The organism is Vibrio sp. 1562 (assembly GCF_033340155.1).
Classification (GTDB): domain Bacteria; phylum Pseudomonadota; class Gammaproteobacteria; order Enterobacterales; family Vibrionaceae; genus Vibrio; species Vibrio alginolyticus.
This window is the reverse complement of sequence record NZ_JAWOVY010000003.1, coordinates 336,102-356,935: the sequence shown is the minus strand read 5'-3', so window position 1 is coordinate 356,935 and position 20,834 is coordinate 336,102. Positions and strand designations below refer to the sequence as shown.

General features: G+C 43.3%; 16 protein-coding genes, 1 tRNA gene and 2 pseudogenes. 9 read left to right on the top strand and 10 right to left on the bottom strand.

Annotation, left to right across the window (positions count from 1 at the left end; all coding sequences use genetic code 11):
• Positions 1-263: 263 nt before the first annotated feature.
• Both R7Z49_RS05100 and R7Z49_RS05095 read right to left on the bottom strand, forming a co-directional pair.
• Positions 264-1,103, bottom strand: coding sequence for an arginase (locus R7Z49_RS05100; protein WP_086047306.1), 840 nt, complete (start codon positions 1,101-1,103; stop codon positions 264-266).
• A 6-nt stretch (positions 1,104-1,109) separates the two neighbouring features.
• Positions 1,110-1,844, bottom strand: coding sequence for an IclR family transcriptional regulator (locus tag R7Z49_RS05095; RefSeq protein WP_053307814.1), 735 nt, complete (start codon positions 1,842-1,844; stop codon positions 1,110-1,112).
• Between the two features lie 348 nt (positions 1,845-2,192).
• On the opposite strand from R7Z49_RS05095, the gene R7Z49_RS05090 reads away from it, so the two are divergent.
• Entirely contained in the window at positions 2,193-3,665 is a 1,473-nt protein-coding gene (locus R7Z49_RS05090; RefSeq protein ID WP_053307813.1) for an EAL domain-containing protein, read from the top strand.
• Here the strand turns inward: R7Z49_RS05090 and modF are convergent.
• A complete protein-coding gene (gene modF, locus R7Z49_RS05085) occupies positions 3,653-5,107 on the bottom strand; it encodes a molybdate ABC transporter ATP-binding protein ModF (protein ID WP_064354613.1) in 1,455 nt (484 codons plus the stop codon). The genes R7Z49_RS05090 and modF overlap by 13 nt on opposite strands.
• 285 nt (positions 5,108-5,392) lie before the next feature.
• Here modF and R7Z49_RS05080 point away from each other — a divergent pair, with 285 nt between their 5' ends.
• A complete protein-coding gene (locus tag R7Z49_RS05080) occupies positions 5,393-6,943 on the top strand; it encodes a PAS domain-containing methyl-accepting chemotaxis protein (protein WP_025768974.1) in 1,551 nt (516 codons plus the stop codon).
• Between the two features lie 161 nt (positions 6,944-7,104).
• Here R7Z49_RS05080 and R7Z49_RS05075 read toward each other — a convergent pair.
• A tRNA-Ser gene (locus R7Z49_RS05075) sits at positions 7,105-7,195 on the bottom strand.
• Between the two features lie 329 nt (positions 7,196-7,524).
• Between R7Z49_RS05075 and R7Z49_RS05070 the strand changes: the two genes are divergently transcribed.
• Positions 7,525-8,205, top strand: a complete 681-nt coding sequence (locus R7Z49_RS05070) for a MaoC family dehydratase (RefSeq protein WP_318111415.1) — start codon at positions 7,525-7,527, stop codon at positions 8,203-8,205.
• 63 nt (positions 8,206-8,268) lie between these two features.
• Here the strand turns inward: R7Z49_RS05070 and R7Z49_RS05065 are convergent, their stop codons facing one another.
• On the bottom strand, positions 8,269-9,093 hold the full coding sequence (locus R7Z49_RS05065; protein WP_064354614.1) for a phosphate ABC transporter substrate-binding protein: 825 nt from the start codon (positions 9,091-9,093) through the stop codon (positions 8,269-8,271).
• A gap of 266 nt (positions 9,094-9,359) precedes the next feature.
• On the opposite strand from R7Z49_RS05065, the gene R7Z49_RS05060 reads away from it, so the two are divergent.
• Positions 9,360-9,713 carry a DUF3024 domain-containing protein gene (locus R7Z49_RS05060; protein ID WP_017635751.1) on the top strand — a complete coding sequence of 118 codons (354 nt, stop codon included), beginning with the start codon at positions 9,360-9,362 and terminating at the stop codon, positions 9,711-9,713.
• Positions 9,714-9,746: 33 nt separating this feature from the next.
• On the opposite strand, the gene R7Z49_RS05055 is transcribed toward R7Z49_RS05060, so the two are convergent.
• Both R7Z49_RS05055 and rnb read right to left on the bottom strand, forming a co-directional pair.
• The gene (locus tag R7Z49_RS05055) at positions 9,747-10,556 is read right to left on the bottom strand and encodes a helix-turn-helix transcriptional regulator (protein ID WP_053307810.1); all 810 of its coding nucleotides are present in this window, start codon (positions 10,554-10,556) and stop codon (positions 9,747-9,749) included.
• Positions 10,557-10,627: 71 nt separating this feature from the next.
• A complete protein-coding gene (gene rnb, locus R7Z49_RS05050) occupies positions 10,628-12,631 on the bottom strand; it encodes an exoribonuclease II (protein ID WP_318111413.1) in 2,004 nt (667 codons plus the stop codon).
• 413 nt (positions 12,632-13,044) lie between these two features.
• Here rnb and R7Z49_RS05045 point away from each other — a divergent pair, with 413 nt between their 5' ends.
• Entirely contained in the window at positions 13,045-14,976 is a 1,932-nt protein-coding gene (locus R7Z49_RS05045; RefSeq protein WP_104976537.1) for a DEAD/DEAH box helicase, read from the top strand.
• A gap of 72 nt (positions 14,977-15,048) precedes the next feature.
• Here R7Z49_RS05045 and R7Z49_RS28115 read toward each other — a convergent pair.
• Positions 15,049-15,292 (bottom strand): annotated as a pseudogene (locus R7Z49_RS28115) (EAL domain-containing protein); the annotation flags it as partial.
• An 86-nt stretch (positions 15,293-15,378) separates the two neighbouring features.
• Positions 15,379-15,699: pseudogene (locus R7Z49_RS28110) on the bottom strand (GGDEF domain-containing protein); the annotation flags it as partial.
• A gap of 363 nt (positions 15,700-16,062) precedes the next feature.
• Between R7Z49_RS28110 and R7Z49_RS05035 the strand changes: the two are divergent.
• Positions 16,063-17,256, top strand: a complete 1,194-nt coding sequence (locus R7Z49_RS05035) for an acetate/propionate family kinase (protein ID WP_005375697.1) — start codon at positions 16,063-16,065, stop codon at positions 17,254-17,256.
• Between the two features lie 68 nt (positions 17,257-17,324).
• Here the strand turns inward: R7Z49_RS05035 and R7Z49_RS05030 are convergent, their stop codons facing one another.
• Complete coding sequence (locus tag R7Z49_RS05030; protein WP_115386707.1) at positions 17,325-18,254, bottom strand: LysR family transcriptional regulator; 930 nt, start codon at positions 18,252-18,254, stop codon at positions 17,325-17,327.
• A 128-nt stretch (positions 18,255-18,382) separates the two neighbouring features.
• Between R7Z49_RS05030 and R7Z49_RS05025 the strand changes: the two genes are divergently transcribed.
• The 3 genes from R7Z49_RS05025 to R7Z49_RS05015 all read left to right on the top strand — a co-directional run bounded on the left by R7Z49_RS05025 (position 18,383) and on the right by R7Z49_RS05015 (position 20,816).
• Positions 18,383-19,297 carry an alpha/beta hydrolase gene (locus R7Z49_RS05025; protein WP_318111411.1) on the top strand — a complete coding sequence of 305 codons (915 nt, stop codon included), beginning with the start codon at positions 18,383-18,385 and terminating at the stop codon, positions 19,295-19,297.
• A 72-nt stretch (positions 19,298-19,369) separates the two neighbouring features.
• A complete protein-coding gene (locus tag R7Z49_RS05020) occupies positions 19,370-20,308 on the top strand; it encodes an alpha/beta hydrolase (RefSeq protein ID WP_017635745.1) in 939 nt (312 codons plus the stop codon).
• Positions 20,309-20,513: 205 nt separating this feature from the next.
• The gene (locus R7Z49_RS05015) at positions 20,514-20,816 is read left to right on the top strand and encodes a hypothetical protein (protein ID WP_054579645.1); all 303 of its coding nucleotides are present in this window, start codon (positions 20,514-20,516) and stop codon (positions 20,814-20,816) included.
• Positions 20,817-20,834 lie beyond the last annotated feature (18 nt).

The window sequence follows — 20,834 nt, the reverse complement described above, 5'->3', positions numbered from 1 at the left end:
AGCAAATGCTCACTGAAATTGGAATAGCTGCGGTAATTTTTTGTTTTGAAGCAGCTTAGTTATTGAACTTTGGTTATTTTTTATTTCGTATGTCATACCAAAGTTTAGCGGCCTTATTACAACGTAAGTGTCAGGTTAGTTCAAGAGGCCAGTGTGATGTGTGTCGATTTATATGTGTAACTATTTGTTAGTTAAGGATAATAAGTAAGCATGTTGGTTCAGAATCAGGAAGGAAGCGATCCTGATTCTGAATGTTTATAACGCTATGCAGCGTGAACGATGAGTGGAGCCATCTGATATAACTCTTCTAGTATGGCTTTCGTTTGTCTCGAATAGACCAGGCAATCTCGATCGCCAACGAGCTGAATTGCCCTCACTTTACCTGCAACCAGACATTGCCTAATCGTGCGTAGAACCATTTGGATATCAATTTCTGACGCGCCATCAAGGCTGTTTTTGGTTTTTAGAGATCCAAGGTCGATGCTAATGATTATTTGGTCGCAGTGGTCTAGGTAATTGCCGATCTGTTGCTTAACGTTATTGCGATGACGAAAAGAAAACTCTTTCTCGGTCACCCAATCACAACCTTGATCTTCCGCGTATTCCCACGTTTCCTGCTTCGTCTCTTGCTCACAGACGCCAGCAAAAAACAATCGTACGTTTTGATAGCGAGAAAGAGCAAAATGGAATGCAGAGCCTAAGCGTGGCTCAAGTGTCGGCTTCAAGTTCATGTTATGCCCGATATTTACGACACCCACTTCGTCTCGATAGGATACGACCACAGGTAACATTGACAAGATTGCCTCGGTACAGTTGGTCACTAAAACGGGAATAGAATGACGAGAAAGCGAAAGACTTAACGCTTCCTGAAACTCGCCATTTTCCAGCTTGTCGTGGTTGAAGTGACCAAAGTTTTCAGCGGTTTCATGATCATGTTGTTGGTAAAGCCAATCACTAGCATTTTCCAAACTTTGATCAGCTAATTCAAACGCACCCTTCGACATAGGAGGTAAATACTCGCACACTGTCATAAAAGAAAAAGGGTAATGTTGCGGCTGTTTCACTGTGTGATGGAGTTTATAGCGTTTGAAAAAGCTTAACATGATGAATTACCTTTCTGGTGGTAGTGCCCTTGCCGCTTGCAGTACATGTAAAATAATGCGCTGCTTATCCTTTTCGACTCGGTGGGCCGGAGCCATCACCGAGACTGCGCCAATCAGTTTGCTTCCTTTCATTACCGGTGCGCTTATACCTGAAACACCAGGGTCAATCTCAGAAGTACTGACGGCATATCCGTGTTTACGGATGGTTGTGAGCTCTTTTTCCCACTCGTCGCGTCGGTGATCTTGATTAAAATATCTCAAGATTTTCTCGCATCGACTTTGAGGCATAAAAGCGAGCATCACTTTAGATGAGGCACCGCGCAGCAGAGGTTGACTTTGACCCTGGACGAAGCTGCAACGCAGCGCCTGCATACTTTCTTTCTGTCTGACACAAAGCGCACGATAACCAGCTGGTACCATATAAGCGGCCATTTCCCCGGTTTGTTGTACCAACCTAGCCAGTATGGTTTCGACCATGTCGAGCCCATGTTGCGCGGTCTCATAGCTGTGCATGAGTAATAATGCCGCTGGACCAACGACAAATGTCTTGTCGTGAACGCTTTCTTCGATCAAGTTCCACTCTTTAAGCAGTTTTAAGTGTCGGTAAAGGCTGCTTAAAGGAACGTTCAATTGCTCGCTTAGCGCTTTCGCAGAAACTGGGAACGGACTAACTGCAACTTGCATTAACAACTGCAGTGATTTTTCGTTTACCTGGTTAGCATTAGCTTTGTTTGTCGTCATGAGAGTGTTGTAACGTGTTGTAGGAGTTACGACAAATATAATTCTTAATTACTGAGAAAAGAAAAATAATTTTAATGGGTAATTCTTACATGATGAGAAACAGACCGGTAAAGACTTTCGCAAGTACCGATAGACATAACATGGTGTCGAATTAAAGTCTCAGGTTTGAGGCGCTTGATACTAAATTGGAACAGGAGTGAATAAGACATTGTTTAGTTTGCGGTATTACTCAGCGTTTCGCATACTGAGTTAATCCAAACAAATAATGTTAAAAAACGTGAGTTGCTAGCGGGTATCGGAATCGAGGTACCATCTCAGTAAATCGGTTTTATAAAAGGTTACTTTTATATGCTGAATAAGGCGATTTTTAAAAAAGCCATCATTTTCCTTCTGCCTATTCCCTTGGTTATTGGAGAAGTTTTGTATTTAGCTCGTGAAAGCGTGCAAAACAATCTCAATCATTTATTAGAAAAAAATGTGCAAATTGCAGATGAAATTTTATTCCAAATAGAGACAGAAAACCGCACGGCGCTGCTACACCCTGAACGATGTGAAGAGCTCCAGCAAAGCTTAATGTTTGAACGAGATATTGAAGAAATGCTCATTGTGAAAGAGGGAGTCATTACTTGTTCTTCGAAATTGGGAAGTATCTCTAAACCGTTAGCTGAGCACATCGCCTTTCCCAAGGGACAAACGCTAGCGCTTGGTAGTGTTGATAGCTTGTACGATCAGTTCTTGCTAGTGGTAACGGAGGGAGAGCGGGGTTATCAAGCCGTAACGATTATCGATCATGACTACTTTAATGCAACAATAGGGTTTAACAACGATTTACGCCTAAAACGCTCTGCGCTGTTTATCCATGATCAAGTTTCACCTGAAGGAGCATTAAGAGCGGGAAGTAATCCTATCGGTATCAAATCGTCGCAAATGTTTGAGTATGAAGCTTTGAGCGAAGCCAGCGATCTTTTCGTCAAACAGAGAACACTTTCCTATTTTTTGTACTCAATTCCAATTATTTTCGTTATCTACCTTTGCTTGTATGCGTTGAATAAGTTTATTGATCCCCATCGCAATTTGATACTGGATCTTAAAAGAGCGATAAAAAGAGGAGAGTTGACCCTGTATTACCAACCGCAAGTTAACGTTGATACCGGCCAGTTATTCGGGTTTGAAGCGCTAGTGCGATGGGAGCATCAAAGTAAGGGGTTCATTTCTCCGGATGAGTTTGTCCCTGCGGCAGAGCAAAGTGGATTGGTTTTTTTACTTACTGATTTCGTTCTGGATAAAGCGGCAGAGGACTTCAGTAAATTAGGCTTTGATCAGCCTGTCCACCTTGGTATTAACGTGCCGCCTGGTTATTTAGTCGGACCAAACGCGATCAGAAAAATTCAATTGCTCGACAGACAGTTGAGCCGAAACAAAGTCTCATTAGGGGTAGAGATAACGGAGCGTCAGCTCATTGATTCAGAGGCGAGAAAATGCATTGCAGCGCTGCGAGTGCATGGTATTGATGTGCTGATCGATGATTTTGGAACTGGCCAAACCTCGTTAGCATTTCTACAGCACATGCGCATAGATTACTTAAAAATCGATAAGTGCTTTGTCGAAACCATTGGTATTCCTAGCCTTAGTGCTTCTGTCTTAAAAGCGATGGTTCACTTCGCGGAAGAATTACAAGTACAATTGATCGCTGAAGGCGTGGAAACCATAGCGCAAGCTGAACACTTAAAGAAGATGGGAGTGAGATATCATCAGGGATACCTATACTCCAAACCATTACCTTATGAGCAGCTTGCGCAGCGAAGTCATTATGATTGGTAGACGTTAGCTCTATAACACTGAGCATTTTCATCAAACACAAACTCTAACTCATTTTTGATGCTATCTAAGCGGTCTTCTTGGTAGTGAGACACATACAATAGTTGGCTTAAATTCTCTCTAGCGATGAGCTCAAGTGTGTTCTTAACTAACCGTCTACCCAAAAAATCTAACCCTTGATACGGCTCGTCCAAAATCAATAATGTGGGTTGTTTCACGATGGCTCTTGCAATCAGTAATAGTCGCTGCTGACCGTACTCTAATTGCTTGAATGAGGTTTTTTTGTACTGGCTCATATGTAAGATATCGAGCCACTCGTTTGCAATATTCATCTCTTTGCGAGTTGGCTGGTTATACAACCCAATCGAATCGTAAAATCCTGACAAAATGACTTCTAATGCGCTGCAATTGACTCGATATTGGAGGTGTAGCGCTGAAGACACCATACCGATATGCTGCTTAATTTCCCAGATTGTCTCGCCAGTACCACGCTTTTTACCAAAAATATCAATGTCATTGCTGTAGCATTGCGGATGATCGCCAAAGATCAATCCAAGTAAGGTACTCTTTCCACAACCATTTGGGCCTTTGACCTGCCAATGTTGGCCCTTGTCTATGCGCCAGTTCAAGTCAGTAAAAATCTTCTTATCGGTGTATTCAACAGTCCCATTCTTTAGTTCAAATATTGGGTTGTTGAATGGCGTCGAGTGCTGATGCTGACGTATCAAGCTCATCATTTCTTCACTCTGTTGCTCTGACTGAGATTTTATTTGTCCAATGATTGGATGATTATCCCAACTGGACTTATCCATTGTACTATCAAGCTTTCCTGCACTGAAAAGCGCGATGCTATTGATCCACTCAGGCATGTCAGATTCGCGAGAGAAGGTTACGAGTAGTTGCACATTTTGAGAAAGCGAGTGTAAATAGCGAGCGAGAGCAGCTCGGTGCGCAATATCTAAGCCAGTAAATGGATTATCGAGTAATACTAAGTCAGGTTGTGTGGCTAAAGCTCGGGCGAGCATTACTCTTCTGGTTTCTCCGGTAGAGAGAACGCGGAAGCCACTATCTTTAAGATGACTTAGGTCGAGATCATTAATTAGCTGTTCAGTTAAGTTGGTGTCTTGGCTCTGCTCTAGGATTAATGAATAAACAGTGCTCCCTTGGTCGATACGATCAAGAAAATCCGTATCATCCTTTTCTAATTCTCTTTCCAGTAATCGCTGTTGCTCTGATAACGACACTTGCGCAACGGACAGCCCATTTAGCTCAATTTCCCCACTATTTGGTGACATTTCATCACAAATAAGGTCTCCAAGCAGAGAGCCAATATCTCCATCCGCGCTGAATATCCCCCAAGACTGCTGAGTGTTAATTTTCCAATCGTCAATAAACAAGTGTGTCGTGTTTCTCTTAGCTGCAAGCTGACGAAAGTGAATAGTCATTGTGTTTGTCTTCCCTGTTTTCGTTTTAGTGGATTACTTATAACAATTTACGAACTCAGTACGGAAGCGCTTTTGTGTATTAATTTTGAACAGTGCTCAGTCTTGTGCATATTAACGAAGCCTTGTAGTAGAGGATAAAAATGCGACTAGAGTCATTAAGTAACAAGTAAACTTGTCAATAATTTTGTTTTATTTTTGAATCAACCTATCATTATGCATGTATATGTTATGCTGATAAATTCATATTTGCCGTTTGTTAATTAATCAATGTAAGGACACATGTTTATGAGTGAAACGGAATACGATTACCCTTCGAGTTACAGCCTAGTTTCCATTACCGATACCTCCAGTTACATCAAATATGCCAGTGAAAACTTTAATGAAGTCGCGGGGTTTGATGAAGGGGAGCTTATCGGTAAACCCCACAATGTTGTGCGTCATCCTGATATGCCAAAACAGGCTTTTAAAGATTTATGGACTCACCTGAAAACTGGCAAACACTGGATGGGAATGGTCAAAAATCGACGTAAAAACGGCGGCTATTATTGGGTTGACGCGTTTGCTTCTCCTATAAAATCTAATGGTGAAGTTGTGGAATACCAATCAGTGAGATTTAAACCTGAGCGTATACACATCCAGCGAGCGGAAAAAGCGTATTCGAAGCTTCGAAATAATCGTAAGCCGTGGAAAATGTATCTTCCTCGTACACGTTTGTGGATGAGATCGGCCTTCTTCCTTTTAATTTCAAACCTTCTTGGCTTACTCATTCTACAAATGAATCAATCACCAGTGATAGCGTTTGGCGTTGTTGCGTTACTTTCCGTTTTCTCTATTTATGTATTAACCAGACCAGTTGAGAAGCTCGCTAAACAGGCTAGGCAAGACTTCAACAATCCACTCATGGAATATATTTATTGCGGAAGAATCAACGATCTGGCTGAGATTGAGCTGGGTATGAAGATGCGTAAGCAATTTGCCAATGCGCTATTGGGGCGCGTTGGCGTGTCTGTAAAAGACTCTTGCGAAAAAACGCGCGCAAGTGCTAACAGTGCTGCGACAAATAGCCAGCAAGTGACGGAGAACTTAAGCGCACAGAAAGTGGAGATTGACTCGGTCGCAACAGCGGTCAACGAGATGCAAGCCTCTTCATCTGAGATATCAAATAATGCTCAAGCGACCGCCGAGGCTACGTTAGAAGCGCAAAATACGATGATAGACAGCCGTAGCGTTATCGATAATGTTAACCAATCGGTACTAGAGCTGGTGGGTGAGCTCGGCGAAATATCTAAAGTGGTCATACGTTTGAACCAACAAACCGAGCAAATTGGAACCGTTGTTGAAGTCATCAATGGTATTGCCGAACAAACTAATTTATTAGCGTTGAACGCTGCAATTGAAGCCGCGAGGGCAGGCGAACAAGGCAGAGGGTTTGCCGTTGTAGCAGATGAAGTGAGAACCTTAGCTAAAAGAACTCAGGAATCGACAACAGAGATTAAATCGGCCATTGAAGGGATTCAAAATGGGAGCAAATCAGCGGTTTCTGCGTTAGAGAAAGGTAATGAAATGTCGACCGGAACGGTAACATTGCTAGGTACTGCTTTGGATAGCATTCAACAACTGGAGTCCCTTGTTCAGGACGTCGTCGAACGAAACCAACAAATTGCGGTCGCGATAGAAGAGCAGGTTTATGTAACGGATGAAATAAATGAAAACATCCAGTCGCTTAATTTAAAGTACAGTGAATCGTATGAACTGATGACTGAAACGAATCATATGAACACCAAAGTGCAAAATTGCACCAATGACCTGTCTGAAATGATTAAGAAGTTTGCTTAAACTTTAGAAAATCGAAGTTAAAAGCCCGCTAAACATTAGCGGGCTTTTAACTGGAATATAGTGAAGTGCTGGATTCGCTTACGAGCGAGGATTTCTAAATCTCGTTTTTGTAAGAGCTAAAACGACGAGAGCTCGCAATAAATGCGAGCTCTCTAAATAAGTGGCGGAGAGATAGGGATTTGAACCCTAGATACGCTATTAACGTATGCCGGTTTTCAAGACCGGTGCTTTCAACCACTCAGCCATCTCTCCGTTGTGGGCGGTATAATAAGGAGCATAGTCCGACTTGTAAAGTGCTGAATTATAATAGAAGTACTGTTTGCTTGTTTTATGATCACTGATGTGATGTTGGACAGTTTGAAAACGGAGTGAAAAAGGGACAAAAAGTACCAATTTATAGAGTTTTTACTTTATATTGGCGCACGTCAATAAAATGGTGTTTTATTGTTATCTTGCTGATATATAAGACATAACATGCTTTTAGGGTACATGTGTTCGCCCGAAAGTATTTGCAAGACTTTGTGAACTAATTCAAAATTAACTGGTATAGCCAGTTGTGCTTAGAATTCTTAAGGGTGTTTATGAAGGTCACAAATCTATTTAAAGACAAAGTTGATGCGATTTCTGCTCATCAATCCGAGTTTATGAATTGGATGTCTCCAACGTTACGCGATTATTGGAGTGACTTTTTGGGGAAAGCTCAAAATAGCTTTCTTTTCTCAAAAGTTCGTGATCACCAGCAGCCAGCCGTCAACGAAGAAGTTGCACCTCAACCTGCACCGATCGTAATGGCACCTGAGGCTCAAAAGCTTTATGACGAGTTAAGTGAAAAAATTGGCGAAGTTATTCACACTGGTGATTGGGTTCATGTGTCTCAAGAACGTATTAACCAATTTGGTGCGGTAACGGAAGACATGCAATGGATTCATACTGATCCAGAGCGTGCTTCAACTGAATCTCCATTTAAGACAACTATCGCTCATGGCTTTTTAACATTAGCATTGCTGCCTACACTGACGGATTCAGTCGATCCAGACAAGCCAATGTTCCCAACAGCTAAAATGGTAGTTAACTTGGGTTTAAACCAAGTCCGTTTCCCTTACCCTGTCAAAGCAGGCAATAATGTTCGTGCAGTCAGCACGTTAACAAAAGTAACGCCAATCAAAAAAGGTTTGGAGATTGAGCGCGAAATTAAAGTGGAAATTGAAGGTATTCGTCGACCTGGTGCGGTTGTGGTCTCTGTAATTCAACTGCATTTCTAATTCCGAAACCGGATAGAACACGACATAGTAAAAGAGAGCATCAAGGTGCTCTCTTTTTCATTTTTACTGATTAAAGTTTTTTACTGGCGTATAACCGTAACCTGCAATCGCTTTTTGTCCCTGCTCTGAACGAAGGAAAGCGATAAAACCTTTACCTGCATCGCTAATCTTATCTACTTTGTATAGCACTAGGAACGGTCGCGCCAACTTGTACTTATGATTGCTAATGTTTGTCGAGGTTGGGTCAATACCATCTAACTGAATCGCCTTGATCGAGCGATCTACTGACCCTACAGAGATAAAACCAATGGCGCGAGTGTTATGGTTAACAATGGTTTTTACCATGCTGTTGCTGTTTACAACCAAGTTGTTTGGGCTGATATCCGAGACAAGGCGATCATTAACGATTTTGGTCAGTCCCAGCAAGCTTTCGAAGCTGTAACGTGAACCTGAAGACGCTTCTCTAGTAACCACCGCGATAGGCTGATCTGCGCCCCCGACCTCTTTCCAATTCTTAATTTTACCTTTGTAAATATCAAATAGTTGTTGCTGAGAAAGGTTTTCTACAGAGTTGGTACGGTTTACAACAACAGCGAGGCCATCATAAGCGATAGGGTATACATTGAGATCTTCACCTTTTTCGCTTTCAGTCAGATAGCGAGAGCTCATGCCTATTTCGGCTACTCCTTTATTGACCATGGTGATACCAGCACTCGAACCAATGCCCTGAACAGCAACGTAATCGTCTGGGTGTGTTTTGTTGTATTCCTCAGCAAGTACATCCATCACACGAGCAACCGACGTTGAACCCGAGATGTTGATTTCTTTTGCAATGGTAGGGAGGGAGACTGCTATGGCCAATAACGTCGCCACAGTAAAACGTAACATATTAAACTCCATATACGGGATAAAGCAGAGTTTATGATATTGCGTTCAGGTTACACTTTTGTGAACTGTTAGCGCTAAACAGGGGAATTGTTTCTAGTCAAGAGGTGATGGAGCTAGCGTTTCCAAGTGGATTGAGATGATAATCTGGGTAAATGATAATATAGCTATCTTATACTTGAGTTAGGTAGATAACTACCATCGGTGATGATGTAAAGGTTATATACTAGGATCGACAGCTCTAACTATCATCCATCGGGAGAACGTTGATGTCAGTGTCCCAAATGGCGACAAGTCGTTTATACAAATCAGTTCAATCGCTCTGCTCTGCGCGTAATGCTAACTTGCCTGTCGAACAGGGCAAGTGCCTCTATGAGCTAGTAGAAAATGGCGTTGAGCTTCATCGGGCGCATTTTCTCCTCGACTCCCAGCATAGCGAGTATACTTCTCCCGTCGCGAAGATCATGTTTGATGAGGACAACCAACTTTGGTATTTCTATGTTCCCACATATCACAACGAGCTGTTAAGGTGGGTGCCTTATAAGCCACTTCCATTTAGCCGAATGCTTGAGGACTTACTCAACGAGTTGGAGCGCGATCCTCAAGCGTGTTTTTGGGAATAGGGCGAGCCCAACGGATGCGAATGCCGACATGATTTATACTTTAGGCTTAACGACTTGGTTTCTAAAGTCTTTGGGGGTCATGTTGTAAACGGATTTAAATGCTGTACTGAAATGCGCTGCACTTTTAAAACCAGACTCAAACGCTATTTCTGTTATTGATTTTTCTGACTTGCGCAGTTGGGTTGCTGCGAAGTTTATCCGTTTCACCTTTAATATCTGAGAAAACGAAAGATCATCTGCGGCGAGGCGACGTTTCAAGGTCGCGATGGACATGCTCATATGAGCCGCTAAGCCTTCTAGCGTGATGTCTTTTTCAATATTACCCTCAATGTACTTAATGGCTTTTTGAGAGTCGCTCAGGCTACTTGCATCATCTATGATAGATAGGATGTTTGGCTCTACCTCAACCATCAACGACAGCAATGCCATTGCGATATGGCTTTGTGTGTAGTCTGGAGCGTTGCGACTCGCTAACTTAACCAACATGTCCTTCAATTGTGCTACTTCGCTACTGGATTGCGTTGAAAAAGGATAGAAGCGCCTTTCTTCCGTTTTGGAACGTAGCATCGGGTGCGCTTTCTTAAAGTCACAGAATATGTTTGGGTTGAAGACCAAAGCCAGTGCTTTAAAGCCACCGTCACTAGAGACGGCTTCTGCACTGCTCAGATCTGCGGAGTTATAGAGTGTGAAATCTCCGGCTTTAAGTTCAAATTGCTCACCATTAGGTTGATGAACTAATAGGGCACCTTCTTCAACAATATATAATCCATTATGTGTTGCAGTGTAACGCTCACTTTTGCGCGCAGTGAAGTGATTAAAGCGAATGATCTCAATGTTCGGCATACTCGTTCTTATCGTTTTACATAACAAATAAAAAAGGCGCTCAATAGAGCGCCTTTTAACTTCATTCGGTATTATTCACTTACAGTCTGTTCTGTTTGTGCTGCTGGTTGTTCAGCGAATACCTGGGTTGGCTTTGCAACTAAACTGCGGTTTTCTTGGTTTACGTCCGTAAGGACAATTTCCAATGTATCCCCAAGTTTGTATACGACCTCTTTATCGATAGAGATGGTACCGTTGTCGCCATTGCACTCAATTCTTTCTTTATTATCAAGAATTAGTGCACCAGGAATAAAGGCTGCTGCGCCATTTTCGAGAAGTCGGACACGTGCGCCTGCACGATTAATATCGAAAATCTCACCTGTGAAACAAGTTTTCTTGCTCGGCTCATCAGCAAGCGTGCGTGCATATAGCCAATCTGAGACATTTCGCTCAGCGATTTTATGATGTTTACGATGTAGAGCTAGCTCTTCGCCTACTTGGTCATCTGGTTTTTGTACGGGTTCTTTACCAAGGATGACGGCCTTCAACATACGGTGGTTGATCATATCACCGTATTTACGAATTGGTGATGTCCAAGTTGCATAGATGTCTAAACCCATTGCGTAATGAGGCAGAGGCTGATTACCCACTTCACTGTATGCTTGGAACTTACGAATACGGTTATCTAGATAAGACGTTTCTTGAGCAGCCAACCAGCGGCGCAACGCAGCAAAGCCTTCTAGCGTAGCAATAGACTCCGCTGTGAACTCCAACTGGCCTTCTGGATTGACAAGTTGAACCACTTCTTCAATCTTCTCGTTCTTGATACCTGCATGCGTATTGAAGACACCTGTTTCAAATTTATCGCGTAATGTACGACCTGCACAGATGTTTGCGGTAATCATGGATTCTTCAACAAGACGGTTTGCACTGCGGCGCATGTCTGCGTGGATAGCGATTACATCGTTATCTTCACTGAGCTCAAAACGGTAGTCAGGACGATCAGGGAAGACCACTGTGTTTTTCTCACGCCATTCAGCGCGAGCAAGAGAGAACTCATAAAGATCACGAACGATAGTCGCGATCTCTTCAGATGGCGTCCATGCTTCAGAGCTGCCGTTTTCTAACCAATCAGACACGTGATCGTATACTAGGCGTGCATGTGATTTGATGTTTGCCGCGAAGAATTTAATATTGTCGCCAATCACACCATCTTTACTTACCGTTACGGTACAGCAAATAGCAGGGCGGGTTTCTCCTTCAATCAGAGAACATAGGTTGTCCGCTAAATCGCGAGGTAGCATCGGGATGTTGCGGCCTGGAAGATAAATAGTATAGCCACGCTCACGCGCTACTTTATCCATTTCATCTTCAGGTGTGATGTAAGCGGTTGGGTCCGCAATAGCGATGGTGAGTTCGAAATCGCCAGATACGGTTTTCTTCGCGTACAGCGCATCGTCCATATCTTTAGTCGATTCACCGTCGATAGTGACGAATGGAACATGAGTCATGTCTACGCGTTCTAGCTCCGCGTCGTCTTTTAGTTCCCAGTTATCGATGCCTGCTGGCTCAGAGTTTGGTAGATCGTTTTGAGCAAGCGTCACCCACCAAGGCGCAATTTTATCATTCGCGTCAGTGATTTTTTCAGAAATTTCTACGAAGAAAGAGTTATCGCCTTTTAGAGGGTGGCGAATAAGATGTGCGACAACCCAATCACCTTCGGCGAACTCGTCAGGTTTTAGACCTTTCTTTAGTTTCGCTTTAAGAGATAGCTTTTTAAGCTGTGGGTGATCAGGTGCTACGTTGAGCTTGCCTTTGAACATTTTTACTCGACCAATAAAGCGAGTCACGGCTTGTTCCAGCAGCTCTTGTGGCTCTGCAACTTCGCGTTCATTTTCGGTGCGGATAATGGCGATGACTTTGTCACCGTGCATGCACTTTTTCATGTACGCAGGCGGGATGAAGAAGCTCGTCTTACTGTCCACTTCCAAAAAGCCAAAGCCTTTATCTGTGGCTTTTATTGAGCCTTCTTTTTTAGGCAGGTTTTCTTGGATTTGCTGCTTAAGCTGAGCGAGTAGTGGGTTATCTTGAAACATCTTTTCTTAAATTACCTATGGAGTTGGGCACACTATAATCATTGCGAGCTATTATTACTACCTGTGGAGCGTAATTTCGCCGTGAATTTTGCCAATTTAACCACGAGAAATTGGCTTAAATATTGATGAAATTCTCATCTGTGAGTTACGCGAATCTACGGGGAATGGTAGGGTTGGTGGAAAAATATGCTAAAAATACCATTGTTGAGAATAAATTGTGATGTAATTCAATTTTTTCTGGATTTTTTTATGCTTTTAAGGAATAATCCGCCTCCCTTAGTCGTCCCTAATGGCTTATCGCGGTTGTGTACTGTGCTGTGTTCCCGTCTGAATGGAATCAGTATCTGGATGGATCAGTATCGAATTGGAAGAGCATATGGGACTGTTTTTTTGTTTAATTAAGTAGGATCCCAATGCAAGATTCTGTTATTCAATTCAGTGATTTATCTCTGAATGATTCTATCCTTTCTGCTCTAGACGGAATGGGTTTCGTGTCACCAACTCCAATTCAGGCTGCGGCAATCCCACACCTATTGGAAGGTGCTGACGCGCTGGGTAAAGCTCAAACAGGTACAGGTAAAACAGCAGCGTTCTCTCTGCCTCTTCTCAACAAACTCGATCTAAACCAACGCAAACCGCAAGCGATTGTACTTGCTCCGACTCGTGAGCTGGCAATTCAGGTTGCAGCGGAAATGAAAAACCTTGGTAAAAACATCAAAGGTTTGAAAGTTCTAGAGATTTACGGTGGCGCATCTATTGTCGACCAAATGCGTGCTCTTAAAAGTGGCGCTCATGTAGTTGTCGGTACTCCAGGCCGTGTTCAAGATCTTATCAATCGCGAACGTCTACACCTAGACGAAGTTAGTACTTTCGTTCTTGATGAAGCAGACGAAATGCTAAACATGGGTTTCGTAGATGACGTAACTGCGATCATGGAGCACGCTCCAGAGTCAGCACAACGCGTTCTGTTTTCTGCAACTATGCCTCCAATGCTGAAGAAGATCGTTGAACGTTTCCTTCGTGACCCTGTAACGGTTGACGTTGCTGGTAAAAACCACACTGTAGACAAAGTTCAACAACAGTTCTGGGTAGTGAAAGGTGTAGAGAAAGATGAAGCAATGTCTCGTCTTCTTGAAACTGAAGAAACTGACGCGTCAATCGTATTCGTACGTACTCGTCAAGATACTGAGCGTCTGGCTGACTGGCTATCTGCACGTGGCTTCAAAGCAGCTGCACTGCACGGTGACATTCCTCAGTCTCTACGTGAGCGTACTGTTGATCACATCAAACAAGGTGTTATTGACATCCTAGTTGCAACTGATGTTGTAGCTCGTGGTCTTGACGTTCCACGTATTACGCACGTATTCAACTACGACATCCCATTTGATGTTGAGTCATACATCCACCGTATCGGTCGTACTGGCCGTGCTGGACGTAAGGGTAAAGCGATCCTTCTAGTTCGCACTAACCAAATTCGTATGCTTCGCACTATCGAGCGTGTAACTAAGTCATCTATGGAAGAAATCCAACTTCCTCTACGTGACCAAGTTGCTGAAGCTCGTCTAGCTAAGCTAGGCGCTGAGCTTGAAGCAGAGAAAGAGCACAAAGCACTAGACAAATTTGCTGAGTTGGTAGAGAAACTACAAACTTCTCTAGACATCGACCCAGCAACACTTGCTGCTATGCTTCTTAAGCGTCAGCAAGGCAAACGTCCTCTGTTCTACATTGGCGAAGACCCAATGGTTGAAGCAATTGAGCGTGACAAGCAACGTCGTAAAGAGCGTCGTGAAGGTGGTCGCGATGGCGGTCGTAACTTCAACAACCAAGACTGGGATACTTACCAGCTTCAAGTTGGTCGTGAGCAAGGCGTTCAAGTTAAAGACATCGTTGGCGCTCTAGCAAACGAACTAGGTCTAGGTAAAGGTTCTATCGGTGCGATCAAGCTAGCTCAAGGCCACACATTCGTACAGCTACCTAAAGCAATGACTTCAGACGCGGCGAACAAGCTAAGCAAACTACGTATCCGTCAACAAGATGTTGGTGCTGTAGTATGTGATTTCGATGATTTCCGCGAGTCTCGTGGTGGTCGCCGTGACGGTGGTCGTCGCGAAGGTGGTCGTCGTGATGGCGGTGGTTACCGTGGCAACCGCGAAGGCGGCAATCGTGGTGGTGATCGTCGTGAAGGCGGTCGTCGCGAAGGTGGTTTCCGTGGTAACCGTGACGGCAACCGCGATGGTAATCGTGAAGGTGGCGAACGTCGTTTCGATCGCAACCGTGGTGGTGATCACCGTGGTGCACATCGTGGTGAACGTGGTCACGGTCGTGGCCGTCGTACAGACGCATAATCACGAGTGATTAAAGCGACGGTTTAAGTTGCTACAAAAAGAATTGAAAGCCGAGCAAAGCGCTCGGCTTTTTTATGCGCGTCTAATACGGTTTTGCTTTTCATCGTGTTTGTTTACCCAACTTATTACTTCGTCTAAGGGCAGGTCAGAACAAGTAACCCTGAATGATGTCACAGCCTCGACTTCTCAAAAAATGCAGTGTGTCCATGTCTTGAACGCCTTCTGCTACGACCGAATACCCTAATCCATGTGCTAACGCAATCGTGTTCTCAACGATAGAGCGGGAGCCTTCAGTGCGGCTTGCTGTGAAAAGAAATTAACCAGCTTACCTTGAAACGTATTATCAATCTTTCGACGTTTTTGAGGTTATCTCATAATTTGAATCAGTCATTGGCCTTCAGGTTGTGTCATGTCTTCGATAGACTCAAAGCAGTATTTACGATTAGGGAGCCCAGTAAGAGCGTCATGGACAGCATTGCGCTTCTCTCTTTCAGCAACGGTATGAAGCTCGAATATCGAATCGTTGCTCCACTTAATCACCAGCACGACAAAGATACTGCCGCCAAAAAGTATAAGAGAAACCCCCGTTTCTAAGAGAGAAGCAATAGGTTTTTGCATGATGGCGTGCAAAAAAACGGCATAAGCAAAAATGAAACAGCTGATTAACAATAATAGGAAAGTCCACCCGGTTACGTCAGTTTTCGAGCAGATGTTTTTTGTCATCTGCCATCCCCAGCAGAGCAAAATCGAACCTAAGATCACTAATAGAAATGCAATAGTGGGCACATTATTACCCCGATTTATTGATTGGTTTGTTATTTTTGTTCACCCAATAAACAACGTATCTTATATATCTGACTTTGTACAAATTGACCTATTCATAAATTATCTTTAACAAGTGATATCTTTTAGCCTTCAAATAAAATGAAAACTTGCTACAGATCAACAAAATTTGTTCAATCAAATCGGTTTTACTAAAAGATTGTTGAAAGATTAAAAAATTATTGAATAATAGAGGGGCAAACAAGAAGTACGCAGCGCACAAGCGCTATTACAACCTCTGCTCTACAACAGGATAACTATTTCATGTCTAATTCGTTTGTACTGGTGATCAACTCTGGTAGCTCTTCATTAAAATTTGCTGTTATTGATTCTGAAACCGGTGAAGCTTTGGTATCAGGTATTGGTGAGTGTTTTGGCCTACCTGAAGCTGAAATCAGTTGGAAATATCAGGGAGAAAAAACCGTTGAAGCAATTCCAGCTGGTGGCAACCATCATCAGTACGCTGTTGAGCGAGTGGTAAAACTACTCGATACTCTAGGTTTGAGCTCAAAATTTGTCGCTGTAGGCCATCGCATTGTCGCAGGCGGTGAAACCTTTAAAGGAACTGTGAAAGTTGATGAAACAGTTATTCAAGAAGTAGAGCGCCTTGCTGAACTTGCACCACTTCATAACAAAGCGAACGCTGAAGGCATGAGAGCGGCAATGGCGGCGTTCCCTTCACTGCCTCAATTTGCTGTATTTGACACTGCTTTCCACCAAACAATGCCAGCCAAAGCCTTTATGTACGCACTTCCTTACGAGCTTTACGAAGAGCATAAAGTGCGTCGTTACGGTGCTCACGGTACAAGCCACTACTACGTAAGCCGTGAAGCAGCGAAAATGCTAGATAAGCCGGTTGAAGAAAGCAGCTTTATCACTGTGCACTTAGGTAACGGTGCATCAGTGAGTGCGGTTAAAAATGGCGAATGTGTTGATACAAGTATGGGTTTGACGCCGTTAGCTGGCCTAATGATGGGCACTCGCTGTGGTGACCTTGATCCAAGTGTTATCGAGTTCCTTTTCCGTAAAGGCTGGGAAAAAGACGAAGTGTTCGAGATGATGAACAAGAAGTCAGGTTTCTTAGGTGTATCTGGTGTGACAAGTGATGCTCGTGGCGTACTAGAAGCAATGGAAGCGGGGAATTCACGTGCGAAGTTGGCATTTGAGATCTTCACTTACCGCGTTGCGAAATACATTACTTCCTACCTAGCGGCTCTGGATTCATTAGACGGCATCATCTTCACTGGTGGTATTGGTGAAAACTCACTACCAATTCGTCGTGAAATCTTGAAAAACCTAAAACTGTTAGGTTTTGTTGAAGATGAGAAAGGTAACGAAGATGCAAGATTTGGTAACGCAGGTGTTATTGCAACATCTGAGTTATTAGGTGCCAAAGCTCTTGTTATTCCTACTAACGAGGAATTTGTGATAGCTAAACAATCGGTTGAGCTATTGTAATATATAACGAAAACAGAAAGTTAAAAGCGAGCCTCGTGCTCGCTTTTTTACTTAAAGCAATTTGGTAATTACTCTTTGAGTTTCAGAGCTTCGCGCTTTTCGATTAAAAAATCCATCAAGACGCGGATTTTTTTCGGCATATGCTCTCGTGAAGGTATATATAAATAAAACCCAGGAAACTCTTTGCACCAAGGTGTCAGAACTCGGGTCAATCTTCCCTCATTTATGTGCTTTTCCACCCATAAATCAATATGCTTCACTAAACCCACACCCTGTATTGCAGCTTGTAACATACTATAGTCATCATTAAAAATAGCATTGCCTTTAGGCTCGAAAACGAGGGTGCGCTTTGCAACATCTGGAGAGGTTAGCGACCAATGATCAATTGTTCCGCTAGAGGTAAAACGATAAGCAAGGCAATTGTGACCTTCTAAATCCTCAGGAGTTTGAGGTAGTCCATTTTGCCTAAAGTATTCAGGAGAGCCCACTATTGCCGTTGTTAACGGCGGAGTAATAGGGACCGCAACCATATGTTCATCTAAGCTTAATCCTAAGCGAATGCCAGCGTCAACGCCTTCTGCGACGATGTTAGAAAACCCATCATCCATGATTAGCTCTAGGCGTATTTTAGGATAACGAGAGAGGAACTCACCTAGATAGGGCTCAATAAGCAGCCGAGCAGCGGTTCTTGATACACTGATACGGATTAATCCCGAAGGCTCAAGATGAGAGTCGTTCAATTCGTTAACGACCTGCTCAATGTTCATCAATGAAGGTTGCAAAATATCAAGCAGACGTTGGCCTTCTTGAGTCAACGACATACTTCTAGTGGTTCTATTGATTAACCGAACTTGTAGCTGTTGCTCTAACGCTTTCAGGTGTTGTGATAAGGCAGCACGGGTTATCCCCATTTCTAAGGCTGCTTTAGTGAAACTGCGATGGCGAGCAATATGTGCAAACCACGTCAGTGATGAAATTAAAGAAGGTTCTATTCTCATTTGTTAAGTATAACTAAACAGTCATGTAGATAAAACGATATTTATCCGAAACAGTGTGTTGACTAATATTACCTCGAAGCTTAGGTCAGCCTGAGATGAACAGTTAACCTCTAATGGAGAATGTCGCTATGTCTAAAGTCACTTTCAAAAATCTCAATGGTCAAGGTATTGAGATTTCAGCGGTTATCAACTTCCCTACAGATTTTGATGCAAGTAAACAATATGCGGCGGTTGTTGTTTCACACCCAGGTGGTGGCGTAAAAGAGCAAACCGCAGGCCTATATGCGAGTAAACTTGCAAAAAGCGGCATAATTGCCATTGCGTTTGACCGTTCGTATCAAGGTGAAAGTACAGGTGAGCCTCGCCAAATGGAAAACCCTTACACGAGTACTGAAGACGTGAGCGCAGTCGTCGACTATCTGACAACGTTAGAGTACGTCGATAACGATAAAATTGGCGCAATGGGGATTTGTGCTGGTGCGGGCTATAGTGCAAATGCAGCGATCAATGATCGTCGAATCAAAGCACTGGGTATGGTTAGTGCCGTAAACATTGGCCAAATGTTCCGTAATGGTTGGGATAATTCGGTTAACGATGCTGACGCTGTTGATTACTTAGAATTTGGTTCGAATGCTCGCACAACCGACACGAATGGTACAGAATTCGCGACTATTCCTCTAGCTCCGATGCGTGAAGAAGATGCCTCAAATGCAGAGCTACGCGAAGCTTGGGAGTATTACCACACACCACGTTGTGAACATCCGAATGCGCCGGGCTTTGCTCTAACTCGTAACTTAAACCAGATCATTACTTACGATGCGTGCCACAAAGCGGAAGCATTCCTAACTCAGCCAATTCTTGCTGTCGTTGGTAGTGACGCAGGCAGCAAATGGATGAGTGATGACCTGATAGAACGTGCTGCGAGTTCAGATAAAACCTTGTATGCCATTGATGGTGCAAACCATATGTCGCTTTATGATGTTGCCGAATACGTCGATGACGCAGTATCCCAACTCGCATCTTTCTTCCAACGCACTCTTTAATATTCCCGATGAAAGGCTCAATTGCTTCGAGCCTTTCTGCTCTCAAGGCTTTTTACTCTTAAGGTATTGATTATGAATATGCAAAAAATCACTTTTAGAAATGCTGATATGTCTTGGGATATGTCTGCATTAATTTTATTCCCAGAAGGCTTCAATGAATCGAAACGCTACCCAACAATGATAAGTGTTCATCCTTTTGGTAGTTGTAAAGAACAAACATCCAGCGCTGTCTATGGTAAAGCCCTTGCTGAGTTAGGTTACGTCGTGATCGCATTTGACGCGAGCTTCCAAGGAGAATCGGGGGGATTGCCTCGCTACGTAGAAGACCCAAGTCAACGTGTTGAAGATATCAGTCGCGTTATCGACTATGCAGTGACTTTACCTTATGTCGATGAGAATAGAATTGGTGGACTCGGTATCTGCGGCGGTGGTGGTTACATGATCAATTCAGCCCTAACCGAAAAGCGCTTGAAAGCTGTCGTAGGTATTACGCCTGTTAACTTAGGTCGCTTGTTCCGTGAAGGCTTTAGTATGTACGACCCTATCGCCAATCTTGAAGCTATGGCTGCGCAGAGAACAGCCGAAGCTCGCGGCTCAGAGCTGAAAATCGATGAACTTCTTCCTCCAAATATTGAATTTGCAAAAGAAAATGGATTAACAGAACGAGACGTGTTCGAAGCTACTGAATACTACAAAACATCACGTGGACAAACCGAAGGTGGTGCAACTCGTATGCTGTTTTCACATGCACAGAAAACACTGAGCTGGGATGCCTTTGCATTTGCCGAAACGTTATTGACTCAGCCTGTTATGGCCGTGGTAGGGCAAAAAGTCGGGGCGTTTGGTGCTTATCGTGATGGGCAGGAAATTTATGGCCGCTCTGTTCAATCAAAAGACCGACAGCTGGTTAATTTGGAAAACTGGTCTCACTATGAACTGTATGACCATCCAGAAGCAGTCGGCATTGCAATGGACAAGGTTTCAGCATTCCTTGAAACACACTTAAAATAATCTAATAAGTTAGAAGCGTTTTGTAGAGTTGCAAAGCGCTTATTTTTAACAGCGTAAGATGTAGTTCGAAGCGAGTAGGTCGGTAAATCTTCGTGCGAATAACCTCATCTACAGGCTATTGACTAAATACCACTGCCAAATACTGTTTAAGACAATGTACACTGAAACCTAATTAAAGGCGTTAGATAGGAATGAAGTTTAATTTATGCGCAAATCAGATAAGAAGGTCGAGAATCTAATTAGAGGAGTGTTGACCGAAGTTTGTGAAGATACGCTAAAAGGCTACGATGGCTTTCTTTGGGTGACTCATACCGTCAAATTCTCTTCTTTTCCACAAAGTTTAGAAATAGTCTGCGTATTCGAAACGAAGCAAGATCGAGCTAACTTTTTTGAAGGAGAGGGCCGCCAGCATGTTTCCACAACTATTCAAAAGGCATTTAATAAGGCAGGAGTGCAACTAAAGAACGCCAGTAAGCAAATCAGTTACGATACAAAACAAAAGTGTTAGTGCGGGCAGCAATGGTCC

Bases quoted from the DNA above. Each gene is read 5' to 3' on its own strand.
- R7Z49_RS05060 (WP_017635751.1), top strand. From the start codon at position 9,360: ATGTCAGTGTCCCAAATGGCGACAAGTCGTTTATACAAATCAGTTCAA.
- R7Z49_RS05065 (WP_064354614.1), bottom strand. From the start codon at position 9,093: ATGTTACGTTTTACTGTGGCGACGTTATTGGCCATAGCAGTCTCCCTC.
- R7Z49_RS05090 (WP_053307813.1), top strand. From the start codon at position 2,193: ATGCTGAATAAGGCGATTTTTAAAAAAGCCATCATTTTCCTTCTGCCT.
- R7Z49_RS05020 (WP_017635745.1), top strand. From the start codon at position 19,370: ATGAATATGCAAAAAATCACTTTTAGAAATGCTGATATGTCTTGGGAT.
- rnb (WP_318111413.1), bottom strand. From the start codon at position 12,631: ATGTTTCAAGATAACCCACTACTCGCTCAGCTTAAGCAGCAAATCCAA.
- R7Z49_RS05025 (WP_318111411.1), top strand. From the start codon at position 18,383: ATGTCTAAAGTCACTTTCAAAAATCTCAATGGTCAAGGTATTGAGATT.
- R7Z49_RS05080 (WP_025768974.1), top strand. From the start codon at position 5,393: ATGAGTGAAACGGAATACGATTACCCTTCGAGTTACAGCCTAGTTTCC.
- R7Z49_RS05095 (WP_053307814.1), bottom strand. From the start codon at position 1,844: ATGACGACAAACAAAGCTAATGCTAACCAGGTAAACGAAAAATCACTG.
- R7Z49_RS05055 (WP_053307810.1), bottom strand. From the start codon at position 10,556: ATGCCGAACATTGAGATCATTCGCTTTAATCACTTCACTGCGCGCAAA.
- R7Z49_RS05030 (WP_115386707.1), bottom strand. From the start codon at position 18,254: ATGAGAATAGAACCTTCTTTAATTTCATCACTGACGTGGTTTGCACAT.
- R7Z49_RS05015 (WP_054579645.1), top strand. From the start codon at position 20,514: ATGCGCAAATCAGATAAGAAGGTCGAGAATCTAATTAGAGGAGTGTTG.
- modF (WP_064354613.1), bottom strand. From the start codon at position 5,107: ATGACTATTCACTTTCGTCAGCTTGCAGCTAAGAGAAACACGACACAC.
- R7Z49_RS05035 (WP_005375697.1), top strand. From the start codon at position 16,063: ATGTCTAATTCGTTTGTACTGGTGATCAACTCTGGTAGCTCTTCATTA.
- R7Z49_RS05045 (WP_104976537.1), top strand. From the start codon at position 13,045: ATGCAAGATTCTGTTATTCAATTCAGTGATTTATCTCTGAATGATTCT.
- R7Z49_RS05100 (WP_086047306.1), bottom strand. From the start codon at position 1,103: ATGTTAAGCTTTTTCAAACGCTATAAACTCCATCACACAGTGAAACAG.
- R7Z49_RS05070 (WP_318111415.1), top strand. From the start codon at position 7,525: ATGAAGGTCACAAATCTATTTAAAGACAAAGTTGATGCGATTTCTGCT.